The following is a 12813-nucleotide window of genomic DNA, read 5'->3' as shown; positions in this document are numbered from 1 at the left end:
TGTCGGTGGCGATGGCGGGGAGGGTCCGCCCGGTCCCATTCCGAACCCGGTAGCTAAGCTCCCCAGCGCTGATGGTACTGCACTCGCTAGGGTGTGGGAGAGTAAGACACCGCCGACACAATCCTTATGAGCGGGGCCGGTTGATCCGAGCAGGATCAACCGGCCTCGCTTTTTCGTGTCTCCGTTCGACAAGGTCGTTTCCGTGCTCGAGACTTGGTCGCCGGAGTCCGGGCGGAAGGGGCACGGGAGTGGAAGAGAACGACCTCCGATCGTTGCTGGAGAAGCTGACGGTGGAGGAGAAGGCCCGGTTGCTGACCGGCGCCGACTTCTGGACGTTGCACCCGATGCCGAAGATCGGCTTGCGCCGGCTGGTGCTGTCGGACGGCCCGAACGGGGTGCGCGGCACGACCTGGGACGAGCGCGACACCTCGCTGCTGCTCCCGGTCGCGTCGGGCCTGGCTGCGACCTGGGACCGCGCCGAGGTCCGGCGGGCCGGCGAGCTGTTCGGTGACGAGGCGGTCCGGCGGGGCGTGCACGTCGTGCTCGCACCCACGATCAACCTGCACCGGAGCCCGTTCGGCGGCAGGCACTTCGAGAACTTCTCCGAGGATCCGCTGCTGACCGGCGTGATCGGGGCGGAGATCGTCGCCGGCATCCAGTCGCGCGGTGTGGCTGCCACGCCCAAGCACTACGTCGGCAACGAGAGCGAGACCGAACGGCTCACCTACAACGCGGTGATCGACGAGGCGACGCTGCGGGACTGCTACCTGGCACCGTTCCGGCGCATCGTCGACGAAGCGCAGCCCTGGGCGATGATGGCCGCCTACAACTCGGTCAACGGCCACACGATGACCGAGCACTCCGCGCTGGTCAACGACGTCCTCAAGGGCGAGTGGGGCTTCGACGGCGTGCTGGTCTCCGACTGGTTCGCCACCAGGTCCTGCGCCGGTGCGGCCAACGGTGGACTGGACCTGGCGATGCCGGGGCCGAAGAGCCCGTGGGCCGATGGCGCTCTGGCGAAGGCGGTCCAGGACGGTGAGGTCGAGGAGTCGGTCCTCGACGACAAGGTGTTGCGGCTGCTGCGCCTGGCGGACCGCGTCGGCGCCTTGGGTGAGGGCGGGGTCGAGCAGAAGGCCGTGGAAGCCCCGCCGGAACAGGCACGTGCCTCGATCCGGGAGCTGGCGGCGCGCGGGTTCGTGCTGCTGCGCAACGAGAACTCGCTGCTCCCGCTGGACCAGGAGGTCACCAAGGTCGCGGTGATCGGCGAGAACGCCACGTTCCCCGCGGTGCAGGGCGGGGGCTCGTCGCACGTCAGCCCGCCGCACGTGGTGACTCCGCTGGACGGCATCCGCAGGGCCCTGCCGAACGCCGAGGTCCACTACCAGCGCGGCGTGCGGCACCAGCGGCTTCTCGACCCGATCCCGCGCGAGCTGGTGCTCGACCCGCAGGGTGACGGCAGCGGTCTGCGCGTGGAGTATCTCGGGGACGAGGGCCAGGTGCTCGACACCGAACTGCGCGGCACCGAGCGGCTGACGTGGCAGCTGGGCGCGATGCCGGAGGGCACCAGGAAGCTCCGGATGAGCGGGAGGCTCACCGCCGAGGTCGGTGAGCACGTGTTCGGCGTGAACGGCACCGGGAACTTCCGCGTCGAGGTCTCGGGTCGCGAGGTGCTGTCCGCCGACGTCAAGAGCAGCAGCGAGGTCGACGATCCGCTGGGCGACATGCTGGCGCCGCCGGAGCAGCGCTTCAACGTCGTGCTGGTCGAATCGGACCTGGACGAGGCGGGTCGCGTTCGCCTGGCGGTGGAGTTCAGGCCGGTGAAGGTCGACGCGGATCTGATCTGCGTGGGTTTTGGCCACCGGCCGGAGCGCTGGGACGACGCGACCGAGCTGGAGGCCGCGTTGCGGGCGGCGCGGGATTGCGATGTCGCGGTGGTCGTGGTCGGCACCAACGACGAGGTCGAGACGGAGGGTCGGGACCGGAACTCGCTGGACCTGCCCGGCCCGCAGAACGAGCTGGTGGCGAAGGTGATCGCGGCCAACCCGAATACCGTCGTGGTGGTCAACGCAGGTGGTCCCGTGCTGATGCCGTGGGCGGCGGACGCGCCGGCGGTGCTGTGGACGTGGTTCGGCGGTCAGGAGTACGGCGACGCGCTGGCCGACGTCCTGCTGGGGACCGCGGAGCCGGGCGGCAGGCTGCCCACGACGTTGCCCGCGGCGCTCGCGGACGTGCCGGTGCCGCTGCCGGGCGTGCAGCCCGTCGACGGGGAGCTGAGCTACGAGGAAGGGCCGCTGATCGGCTACCGCGCCTACGCCGCGCGGGGCGTCACACCGGGCTTCAGCTTCGGGCACGGGCTGGGCTACACGACGTGGTCGTACGACGGGGCGACGTTCGACGGCGACGCGGTCACGGTGAAGCTGCGCAACACCGGTGACCGCGCCGGCCGCGAGGTCGTGCAGGTCTACACCGCGGATCCGTTGCGGCTGGTCGGTTTCGCGGTGGCCGAGGCAGAACCCGGGGCCGAGGTGGAGGTGACGGTGGAGGTCGAGCCGGGCGCGCAGGACGTGCGCGTCGGCCCGAGCTCCGGCGATCTCCGCCTCGACGCCGGGCGCTGACTCACTTCTTGGCGACGAACTTCTCCAGGTCGTCGAGCACCAGGTCGGCGGCGAGCGGGCCCAGGCCCAGGTACCAGGTGTCGTCGGGCACCTCGATGGCCTGGCCCGCGCGCACCGCGCCGAGGGTGGTCCACTGCACCGAGCTGGTCACCTGGCTCATCTGCTGGCGGGCGTTGTCGCCGTAGGCGGCGTAGAACAGCATGTCGCCGTCGGCCTGGGAGATCTGCTCGCGGCTGAGCTTGGTGAAGGTCTTGTCGCCGAGCTGGTTGTCCGGGCGGTTGAAGCCCGCGTCGGCGAGGATGGTTCCGATGAACGATCCCTTGTTGTAGAGCCGGATGTCACCGGGGATGAACCGGAGCATGCTGACCTTGCGCCCGGCGGCCTGCTTGCCGATCTCGGCGGCGCGGGCCTGGTACTCGGCGAGGATCCGGTCGGCCTCCGCGCGCTTGCCGAGGGCATCGGCGTCGAGCAGGAAGTTCTCCTTCCACGTCTTGCCCACGGTCTGGGCGAAGACGGTGGGGGCGATCTTGCTCAGCGCCTCGTAGTGCTCGTCGTCGCGGGTCTTGCTGGACAGGATCAGGTCCGGCTTGAGGGCCGCGATCTTCTCCAGATTGGGGGAGCCGATGGTGCCGACGATCTCGGGGTTGCCGGCCTTCTGCGCCAGGTACGGCTGGAGTTGGGTGTTGGCGTCCGGGAGCACGGTCGCGACCGGCTTCACGCCGAGCGCCAGCACGGAGTCCAGCTCGCCGGTGTCGAGAACGACCACGCGCTGCGGTGTTCCGGCGATGGTGGTCTGGCCCTTGGCGTGCTGGACGAGGCGGCTCTGGGCGGGAGCGGGCTGCTCGGGCGCGGGCGTGCCGCAACCGGCGACGCCCAGGGCGAACGCGGCGGACAGCGCCGCGATGAGTCTGCGATGGCGCAGCATGGGGCACCCAATCTGTCGGGATCGTGCAAAAGTTTGGGTAGCCTAACCTGTCCACCAGTGGGTGACCAGGGTGGTGGCTTGTAATACTGATCATTAGCAGGGAAAACTGTCAGCGGGTGCTTACCGGGGACCTTCTAGAGCATCACCAGGAACATGTGGGCCATCGCGGCCGAAAGCGCCAGCTCGACCAGGGAACGCACCCGCGGTGGCGGAGTGCGCACCAGGTCGGTGGCGGCGAAGCCCGCGGCCAGCGCGCAGTAGGCCACCAGGAACCACGCCAGCAGCGGGTGCGCGAAACCCGGGGCCTGCGCCGCGATCGCGACGGAAGCGTGGTGGTGGCCCGCCGTGACCAGTGGTGCTCCGGCGACCCCGGACTGCTGCCCGGCGAACATGTAAGCCATCGCCAGCGCTCCGATCGCGTGGTGCAGGTGCGAGCCGGTGCGCAGCCGCGCCGCGCGAAACCCCAACCAGCAGACCAGAACGAGGAACGGCGCGGCGAGCAGCGGCGACGGCGTCACGTGCATCGCGACCATGCCCAGGCCCATCATCAGCTGGGCGACGTCGACGTGGCAGGGGTGTTCGCGCTTGTGGTGGGCGATTCCGAGCCGCACCAGCGCCGTCACCGTCGCCGCGACGACCGCGCCGGTCATGACGTGCTCGAACATGACCCTCCACCGTCGCCGGGAGCCGCGTGCGGGATCGATTGTTGGTGCCTCGGGATGTCCGCAGATACCGCCTTGCGGGCGGACTTCGCTGAACCGGTGGTGACCAGGCGTGGCCAGGTCCTCAGTGGACGGTCATGATGCCGTGCGGTGGACGAAGTCCTCCAGGGAGACCGACACCTCGTGGCGTGTCTCGCTGTGCCGGGTGCAGTAGGTCGTGGGGTACCAGCCGGTCTCCTGCCACGCGGCCGGGAGCTTGCGGTCGTAGCAGCCGTCCTCGACGGCTCCGGTGCGCAGCCCGTCGAGCCATTCCGAGGTGATCATCGGTTCGAAGTAGGTGACCTCGCGGTTCCAGACCCCGTGGATCCAGGTGTGCCGGAACGGCTGTCCGTTGAACTCCGGTGCGGTGCGGTCGATCAGGTGGTTGCCCATCGCGGGCTCGATCGCGTCGGCGTCGGTGAAATCGGCTGGCACGTAGCGGGAATCGGGCAACCGCTTGCCCAGCTCGTAGTCGTCGCAGTGCACCAGCTGCGGGCACGGGCCGGTGCGGATGGCCAGCCGCTCGGCGTTGTCGTTGAGGTAGAAGTGGACGTCGTAGTGCGGCTTGTCGTAGACGCCGAGCGGGATGTGGCCGTGCGGGTTCCAGTTGTTGAGGACGTAGGTGAACGGGAAATCGAGCTGCTGCCGGGCGCGTTCACCCAGCTCGAGCTTCTGCCCGTAGCCGCCCGAGCACTCGTGGACCGGATCGGTGCTGCCGTCCCCGTCCTTGTCGAAGCACAGCGTCCCGTCGGTCGGCGGGTCGTGCGGCAACCCGCTGAAGCTCGCGTCCGACATCCGCACGCCGATGGACACCGGGCGCGAGTCGAGGAACTGGGTGTAGGCGGTGATCCGGCCGTCGCCGAGCGGTGCGGACTCGCCGTACTCGGCGCAGGGGCCGCGGTAGGACGGGGTCTCGGCGACCAACCGGTCGACGGCCTCGCCGGGCAGCAGCAGCGACTGCTCCCGCGCGGTGACCGCGCAGACCCATTCGAGCTCATCGGTCGCTGCGGCTTGCGTGGTGGAGACGGTGGTGGCGGCGAGGAGGAGTGCTCCTGCGGATGCCATCGCGAGCGGGATCTTCATGTTTCCTCCGGGGTGGCCTGGTGAACCACGCCAGAGTCCCGCCGGCTGCTGTCCCGCCGCTTTCACGTGCCGGAGCGAGATCAGGCCGCGAAATGAAAGAAGACCCGCCGATGGGGCGGGCCTTCTTTCGCTGTGCGCCAACAGGGACTCGAACCCCGAACCCGCTGATTAAGAGTCAGCTGCTCTGCCAGTTGAGCTATTGGCGCTCGCCCCGGGTCTCCCCGGCAACGCGAAAAAGATTAGCACGGGCTCGGAACGGCCTGTGCAGCAGGCCCACCCGTGTTCGCGGTCATATTCGTCCGAGCGGTATCGGAAATGAAAAAGACCCGCCGATGAGGCGGGCCTTTCGTTTGCTGTGCGCCAACAGGGACTCGAACCCCGAACCCGCTGATTAAGAGTCAGCTGCTCTGCCAGTTGAGCTATTGGCGCTAGCGCGTCCCCCGGGGTTTCCGTTCGGTCTCCCTGGCGACGTCGAAAACATTAGCACGGGTCGTCGGCGCCCTCGGCAGGGGGTCTCCACGTCGGTCGAGGGCAACCCCGGTGCCCCGCCGCACGTCCACCGGACGTGCGCGGAGGTGGCCGGAGCAGCACAAGGAATATGACACTGAGTGCGGACCCGGTCGCTGCACGCACGGTCGGGTGATTACGGCACACTGGTGTTCAGGCGCAGGTGTGGTTTGGACGGGACGGATAGTTGCCAATGAGGAAAAGGCGTAACCCGGTTGGGGCTCTCTCGCGGGTTAGGCGCCTGACGACCGTGTCGGTCGTCGGGCTGGTGGGTTTGCTGGTCGCCGGGTGCAGCGGCGGCGGGGGAGTGGAGGCCGGGCAGGACCAGGGACCGCCGGCTCCGGTGGTGCGGTTCGCGCAGCCGAACGGGGCCAAGGACGTGTCGCCGGCGGCTCCGGTGACCGCGAACGTCAGCGGCGGCCGGATCGTGAACGCGACGCTGACCAACTCCGACGGCAAGCAGGTGCCGGGGCAGGTGTCCCCGGACGGCGCGAGCTGGTCCTCGACCGAGAAGGCCGGTTACGGCAAGACCTACACGCTGGCGGTGACGGCGCAGGGCGCGGGCGGCCCGGCCATCACGCAGCAGTCGACCTTCACCACGATCGACCCGAAGTCGCAGACCTACGTGTCGATGATCCCGCTGGACGGCGAGACCGTCGGGGTCGGCCAGCCGCTGGTGTTCCGCTTCAGCAGCAAGGCGCCCGCTCCGGACAAGCGGAAGGCGGAGGAGGCGATCAAGGTCGCCACCGAGCCGGTCGTCGAGGGCGCCTTCTACTGGTTCAACAGCCGCGAGGTGCACTGGCGGCCCAAGGACTACTGGCAGGCGGGCACCAAGATCTCGATCGCGGTGGACGCCTACGGCCGCGAGTTCGGTCCGGGCCTGTGGGGCGAGGAGGACCGCAAGGCCACCATCACCATCGGCGACCGCGTGGTGCTCAAGGCCGACGGCGCGTCGCACCAGATGAGCGTGGAGAAGAACGGCCAGGTCATCCGGACGATGCCGGTGTCGCTGGGCAAGCCGGAGTTCCCCTCGAACAACGGCGTGCACGTGGTCACCGAGCACCACCGCAAGAAGCTGATGGACTCGACGACCTACGGGCTGCCGCTGGAGGCCGGGGGCTACCAGACGGAGGTCGAGTGGGCGGTCCGCATCTCCAACGGCGGCGAGTTCCTGCACGCGGCTCCGTGGTCGGTGGGCGACCAGGGCCACCGCAACGTCAGCCATGGGTGCATCAACATGAGCAACGCCAACGCGGAGTGGATCTTCAACCTGCTCAAGAAGGGCGACGTGGTCGAGATCACCAACTCCGGCGGCCCGAACCTCCGCTCCTGGGACGGTTTCGGGGACTGGCAGATCCCGTGGAACGAGTGGCAGAAGGGCAACAAGTAGCCCTCACGAGCGAAGCGGCTGCGTCGGAGTCCGACGCAGCCGCTTCCTCTTTCCCGGTCGAGGTGGTCACAGCAGGCAGTTCGGCTGGAATCCGGGGTTGGCGGGTCCTTCGCGGTCGAGCGCGTGGAGCACCCACTGCACCACCACCGGGTCGTTGGGGCTCTGGTCGTGCTCCGCGAGGTCGTTCGGGCAGGCGTCCTGCACGGTGATGTGGGTCAGGTCGCCTGCGGGGCCGTCGTGGAGGAAGGCGTTGGTGTACGGGGTGACCACCTGGTCGTAGCGGGTGGTCACGACCGTGTAGTCGGGGCCGTCAGGGGTGTCGTCACCGGCGTTGAGGTCGGCCAGGAACGGCGATCCCTGCATCTGCTGGGTGCACGCCTCGCAGACGACGCCTGCCGGGGCGACCAGCGGAGTGGTGGTGCCGTAGTTCGACGGGACGATTCCGATCAGCTCGCCGGTCTTCGCGGCGCCGCCGAGGGACTTCAGGTACTGGCGGGGCATCATGCCGCCCTGGCTGTGCCCGACGAGGTCGACCTGGCTCGCGCCGGTCGCCGCGAGGACCTCGTCGACGAAGGACGCGAGTTCCTGCGCGGAGTTCTCGACGGGTCCCGTGGCGTTGTTGCCGTAGTCCAGCGCGAACACGCAGTAGCCGGCCTGCTTGATCTGCGGGGACAGCAGCGACCAGTTCTTGGCCATGTTCTCGAAGGTGCCGTGCACGAGCACGACCGGCCGCGGGTGTTCGGGGCTGGGCACGCAGCTCCAGTCGTTGGCACCGGGCGGTGAGACGCCCACCGGGGCGGAGTGCGCGGTGCCGGATCCGAGCAGCGCTGACGCGATCGCCAGCGCGAGCAGTGCTGGCAGCCCTCGGTGTCGCATGCGGTCGTTCCTCCAATAGCCGGGAATGCTCCGAACACCGCTGGGCACGGGGCCGAACGGGTTACCGTGCAGAGGTTCTTAGCCCGGGGCACGACCGGTGTCAAGCAGGACGTTCATGATCTGACCTGCCCGAACGCCGGTCGAGGGCTTCTTCGATCGAGCGGGAGGGGTGCGCGAATTCGCTCCCGTTCCGCTCCCGAAAATCGGGCGCAGCACGAAAGAACTCCGGCCGACCACCATTCCTGGTGATCGGCCGGAGTTCTTCTCAAAGGGTGAGTGACGGGAATCGAACCCGCGACACCTGGGACCACAACATAGATCGACTGGTTTTGATCCTCGGCGTTGGAGGGATCGCCCCAGGTCATCGCCAGGCCTGTGCTCCTACGTGACCGCGCCTAACCGACTCCCAACGACCCTGGGAGCCGCGCCCGGCTCCCAGTTCGCTCCCACTCCTCCCTTACGCCCACCCACCGAGCGGTCGCCGCGCTCCGCGAAGAGAACCTCAGGACTTACGGCTCTGCCGTCAACGAGCCGTCCGATTCACCATGAGCCCACCGGCCAGATGACCACGGGGAGCAGTCATGAAGCCCATCATCCCCACCACTGCTCTTGCCGCTGCGGCGGCACTGGTCACCGTTGGTTTCGGCACCGCCTGCGGCGGCCCCGCGTCGCCGTCGATGCAGGCCAGGGACGACCCGTCACCGGTCTTCAACAACGACACCACGCGGTACCCGTCGCGGCAGCATGAGAACGCCTACGAGGCTGGTTGGTCCTACCTGCAATACGGGTCGTTCTCTAGGGATGCCCTGGTCGGGCAGCTGTCGTCGGAGGCGGAGCAGTTTCCGCCGGATGTTGCCGAGTGGGCTGTGGCGCACCTGCCGGCCGACTACAACGTCGAGGCACTGGAGGCCGCGGAGTCGTACCTTGAAATGAGCAGCTTCTCCGATGCTGCGCTGTACGACCAGCTGACCTCCGAGGCTGAGCAGTTCACGTCTGAGCAGGCCGATTACGCTATGGCCCACCTAAGCGGTTAATTGAGACCGATGACCCCCGCCGTACTCCGGCAGGCTGCCGCGACGCTGCGTGAGCTGGCCGCCAAGGCGATGCCTGGGCCGTGGGCCGCCTACGCGGCGATCGGGAACCACTACGTCGATAAGGCAGACAGCGACAGGTTCAATGGCCGAAACAGGACGAGGCTGCCGCGTGGCGATCAGCTTCTGCGGTGTGCATGCCGCGGGAACGTCTGGGCTGAGGTCGTCCCGAATAGCTGGCGTAGTGCACGTATTCCGAACGTGCCGTATGCCGTTGTAGTTAGTTTCGATCTCGGCGGCGATGCGGTGCCGCCGAGATCGGCGAGCACGCTGGGTCACCCGGGCCTGTCGGTGTAGGCGATGCCGGTGTAGACACACGAGTGCTGGGGCTCGGAATGGGCCTCTTCCGGGCGCCAGTTTTGGGCGAAGACAAGGCCAGGGTCGACCAGGGGAGCGTTGCCGAGCAGGGCACGGACTTCGCTGTGGGTTCGGGCATAGGTGGGCGTGGTCATGGTTTGGCTGAGCCGGGCGGCTTCGCCGCCGTTGACCACGGGGTCGTCGCCGGTGACGTGCGAGAAGATGTGCACGCTGCCGGCAGGCAGCTTGTCCCAGTACTGGCGCACGAGCTCGGCGGTGTGGGCTGTGTCCGGGAAATACTGCAGGACCAGCAGTGTCAGCAAGGCGACCGGGCGATCGAAGTCCAGCAGGCCTGTGACCTCCTGCGCGGCGTAGACGTCGTCGACGTTGCGCAGGTCGGCGTGGGTGATCGTGGTGCGCGCGTCGTGGTGCAGCAGGTTGCGGCTGTGGGCGACTGCGACCGGTTCGTTGTCGACGTAGGCGACCCGGGCGTAGGGGTTGGCGGCCTGCGCGACTTCGTGGACGTTGCCGACGGTGGGGATGCCGGAGCCGAGGTCGAGAAACTGGTCGATCCCGTTGGCCACGCACCACAGGACGGCGCGGCGCAGGAAGGCGCGATTGGCGCGGGCGGCGGCCGGAACCTCGGGCACTGCTTCGATGATCTTCTCTCCGACGGTGCGGTCCACGGCGAAGTTGTTCGCCCCGCCCAGCCAGTAGTCGTACACCCTGGCCGCGCTGGCATTCGACAAGTCCAGCCCGGGAAATTCAAACGTCGACTCGTCCAGCGCCATAGCTCGCTCCCTTACACACGAAGATGTGGCCCGGCTGATGATCCACGACACCACAGGCGCGCACAACGTCACTGCCCAGCAGACCCCACACGACTTAACCGTGCAGTAGGTCGGCAGGGGCAAGATCGTCCCTGATGCGCAGTACACGGGAGCGGTGGCGCTGGCGCCCGTATTCGGCCGCGGTGTCGACGGCGACCTCGACCACCGTGTTGACCAGCACAGGTTGGTAAGTGACCTCGGCGCTGCCCGGCAGCCCGCCGGCAATGCCGGGCAGCCGAACTGGGTCCGAACGGACGTCGTCCAGGCGTAGTCGGGCGGCCAGCTCCGCGCGCAGCTCGCGTGTCACCGGCAGTGAGAGGCCCAGAACTCGCCAGCGGCCGACCCGGTCGGGATAGCCGAGCACAAGGGTGTCGGCGCCGATCACCCCGAGCACCGCGGCGTCGACGGTATGGGTCTGGCGAATCTTGAGCCAGCCGCTGCGCTGACCGGGCGCGTAGCGCGAGGCACGGGGCTTGGCGACCACGCCTTCGATCCCGGCCTCGCCCCAATCCGGGCTCATCCACACGCCCGCCGTTTGAAGATCCATCGTGTGCTCGATGAGCTGCACGTGCGGCAGCGGCTGCGCGAGCAAGTCCCCGAGCGCGGCACGGCGTTCGAGGTAGGCCCGGGTACGCAGGTCCTGGTCGCCGAATGCGAGAAGATCAAACACGACGAAAACAGCGGTCACCTGGTCCCGGGCACGGCGCGCGGGACCGGATTGCAGGTCCGAGAACGTCAGGCGCCCACCGCGCAACGCGACGAGCTCGCCATCGACCACGACCTCGCCCAGCGCGACAAGGTCGCCCACGACCTCCGGGAAGCGATCGGTCAGCGCGGTACTGCCCTGCCGGGACTGCAACAGTCGGCGCGCGGTGAACCCGACAACCCGGTAGCCGTCGAGTTTCGGCTCGTAGGCCCACTGGCCGGGCTCGGTGGGCAGGACACCAGCGCTGGTCGCTGTCGCCACCTGCACCGGTGGAGTCACGGTCACCCCGCCACCGTGCAGGAAAGACGACATCGCGGCCGACCGGGCGCTCAAGTGCTGGATCGACGAGCCCTGCAATCGGGCTACCGGGGAGTCTGTCCCGCGTGACGCATATCGGCGATACTAGAACACGTGTTCGATAACGTGCAGGCTAATCCTCCGGCTCGGGCGGGTGATGACCGGGAACGGCGTCCCCCGGTACCTGTGTGTGTGGACCTGGCGGCGGCGTTCGCGGCTCCGCAGGCGCAGGACGGTGTGCTGCCCGATGGCTGGGACATGACGGCGACTGTGGATGGCGATTTGGTCGCCTGGCGGCGTGATACTTGCGGCCGTTGGTGGGGCGAGGTTCGTGTCCGCGTGCAGCGTGGCGTCGCTCCTGGCGCGGGAGGGATGAGGCACGTGTGGTGGGTGCCAGCTCACGCTGTGACCCAGAAATCTCGCTCCGGGCCATCCGGTGGTCAATAGAGTGGCGACCCCGCTCGTGCAGCTTGGGGCTGTCAGCCCTCGGCCTCTTGGTCCTCGATGAGGGTCTGGAGAGCGCGTACGAGCGACTTGGCGGGAACGCGGATCTCGGATTCGATCTCACCGAGGCTGCCCTTTTCGTCGCAGGGCTGAACCTGCAGGAACGCGTATTCACCAGCGATTGCGACGTTGACGACGCGTTCCGGTGGTTCGTACTTCACGTCGTCAAGGCTGGGGATCCCGATGTGGATCTCGTGGATGGACAAGCTGCGACCACGCCTTTCGTTCTGGGGCCTCCTAGGCGTTGCAGGCTATCGCTGCGGCCCGCTTACCTCTTCTGCTCGCGCGCGATAAACGTGCCTGTGCTGGCGAAGGTGACGACGATGCCACGTTCGCGCAGCACTTCGGTTGCCCGTCGGGCCGTGCCGAGCGACACGCCGTACTCCGCGGCGAGGTCGCGCTCGGCGAGGAGCCGCGTTCCCGGTTCGAGCGTGCCGTCTTTGACCTGGCCTTCGAGGTAGTCGGCCAGCTGCATGTAGATGTAGCCGGAGGCCGGGTCGGGTGTGAAGCCCTCGCTCATGGAGCGGACGCTAGAGCGGCCGGGTGCACCCTGCCGGATGAGAGCGCGCTCTACCGCTGTCCACCGCGTCCTACCGCGTCCTATGCTGAACTGCATGTCTATCGAGAGGGGCGTGCGATGACGGGACGGGTTGGGTTGGCTGTCGTGCTTCGTCAGACGCAGTGGGAGCTGGACCACGTCGCGTTCGGGCTTCCTCGTGGTGAGATCACCGAAGAAGAGCGAACTCAGCTCGTTTGCCGCCTGCGGGAGCTCGCGCACGCGCTGGAGGCGCTCACCTTGCGGAGCGAAGAAGAACCGGCTGGATCCGGCGCGCCCAAGGTCAGAGCATTAGCCCCTGTATGGCCACGTCAGGGCGCTATGAAACCGTCTTAGCGGCCAGCAGTGAGGGCGCCTGAACAGTCGGGTTGCCCGACTGGTCACGCGAGGCCCATGTGGCGTCTCAGAGCCGCTGGTCTTCGATGCACAACCCCG

At 68.1% G+C, this 12813-nt stretch carries 11 protein-coding genes, 2 tRNA genes and 1 rRNA gene; 4 read left to right on the top strand and 10 right to left on the bottom strand.

Annotated elements, in window-relative coordinates; translation table 11 throughout:
- Position 1 precedes the first annotated feature (1 nt).
- Together rrf and E1181_RS25730 are read left to right on the top strand one after the other, a co-directional pair.
- Positions 2-118: ribosomal RNA gene (gene rrf, locus E1181_RS25735) — 5S ribosomal RNA — on the top strand.
- A 130-nt stretch (positions 119-248) separates the two neighbouring features.
- Entirely contained in the window at positions 249-2615 is a 2367-nt protein-coding gene (locus E1181_RS25730) for a glycoside hydrolase family 3 C-terminal domain-containing protein (protein WP_132678612.1), read from the top strand.
- A gap of 1 nt (position 2616) precedes the next feature.
- Here E1181_RS25730 and E1181_RS25725 read toward each other — a convergent pair whose 3' ends face one another.
- From E1181_RS25725 to E1181_RS25705, 5 genes are all read right to left on the bottom strand, one after another.
- Positions 2617-3540: an ABC transporter substrate-binding protein gene (locus tag E1181_RS25725; protein ID WP_132678610.1), complete on the bottom strand. Its 924-nt coding sequence runs from the start codon at positions 3538-3540 to the stop codon at positions 2617-2619.
- Positions 3541-3674: 134 nt separating this feature from the next.
- Positions 3675-4205 carry a DUF5134 domain-containing protein gene (locus E1181_RS25720; RefSeq protein ID WP_132678609.1) on the bottom strand — a complete coding sequence of 177 codons (531 nt, stop codon included), beginning with the start codon at positions 4203-4205 and terminating at the stop codon, positions 3675-3677.
- Positions 4206-4337: 132 nt separating this feature from the next.
- Positions 4338-5324: a hypothetical protein gene (locus E1181_RS25715; RefSeq protein ID WP_132678607.1), complete on the bottom strand. Its 987-nt coding sequence runs from the start codon at positions 5322-5324 to the stop codon at positions 4338-4340.
- A gap of 133 nt (positions 5325-5457) precedes the next feature.
- Positions 5458-5530: transfer RNA gene (locus E1181_RS25710), tRNA-Lys, on the bottom strand.
- 150 nt (positions 5531-5680) lie between these two features.
- A tRNA-Lys gene (locus tag E1181_RS25705) sits at positions 5681-5753 on the bottom strand.
- A gap of 328 nt (positions 5754-6081) precedes the next feature.
- Between E1181_RS25705 and E1181_RS25700 the strand changes: the two genes are divergently transcribed.
- A complete protein-coding gene (locus tag E1181_RS25700) occupies positions 6082-7221 on the top strand; it encodes a L,D-transpeptidase (RefSeq protein ID WP_235877042.1) in 1140 nt (379 codons plus the stop codon).
- Between the two features lie 66 nt (positions 7222-7287).
- On the opposite strand, the gene E1181_RS25695 is transcribed toward E1181_RS25700, so the two are convergent.
- The gene (locus tag E1181_RS25695; RefSeq protein ID WP_132678604.1) at positions 7288-8097 is read right to left on the bottom strand and encodes an esterase/lipase family protein; all 810 of its coding nucleotides are present in this window, start codon (positions 8095-8097) and stop codon (positions 7288-7290) included.
- 581 nt (positions 8098-8678) lie between these two features.
- Here E1181_RS25695 and E1181_RS25690 point away from each other — a divergent pair.
- On the top strand, positions 8679-9131 hold the full coding sequence (locus tag E1181_RS25690; protein ID WP_132678603.1) for an Ltp family lipoprotein: 453 nt from the start codon (positions 8679-8681) through the stop codon (positions 9129-9131).
- 332 nt (positions 9132-9463) lie between these two features.
- Here the strand turns inward: E1181_RS25690 and E1181_RS25685 are convergent, their stop codons facing one another.
- The 4 genes from E1181_RS25685 to E1181_RS25665 form a co-directional block, all read right to left on the bottom strand.
- Positions 9464-10276, bottom strand: a complete 813-nt coding sequence (locus E1181_RS25685) for an SAM-dependent methyltransferase (protein WP_132678601.1) — start codon at positions 10274-10276, stop codon at positions 9464-9466.
- Between the two features lie 94 nt (positions 10277-10370).
- The gene (locus E1181_RS25680) at positions 10371-11306 is read right to left on the bottom strand and encodes an ATP-dependent DNA ligase (RefSeq protein WP_165944754.1); all 936 of its coding nucleotides are present in this window, start codon (positions 11304-11306) and stop codon (positions 10371-10373) included.
- A 491-nt stretch (positions 11307-11797) separates the two neighbouring features.
- Positions 11798-12028, bottom strand: coding sequence for a hypothetical protein (locus tag E1181_RS25670; RefSeq protein ID WP_132678597.1), 231 nt, complete (start codon positions 12026-12028; stop codon positions 11798-11800).
- A 62-nt stretch (positions 12029-12090) separates the two neighbouring features.
- Positions 12091-12342, bottom strand: coding sequence for a GntR family transcriptional regulator (locus E1181_RS25665; RefSeq protein WP_132678595.1), 252 nt, complete (start codon positions 12340-12342; stop codon positions 12091-12093).
- Between the last annotated feature and the right edge of the window lie 471 nt (positions 12343-12813).

Origin of the sequence: Saccharopolyspora terrae, from assembly GCF_004348435.1 — a bacterium.
GTDB classification, from domain to species: Bacteria; Actinomycetota; Actinomycetes; order Mycobacteriales; family Pseudonocardiaceae; genus Saccharopolyspora; species Saccharopolyspora endophytica.
The sequence above is the reverse complement of the archived record's forward strand: the minus strand, read 5'-3'. Positions and strand labels throughout refer to the sequence as shown.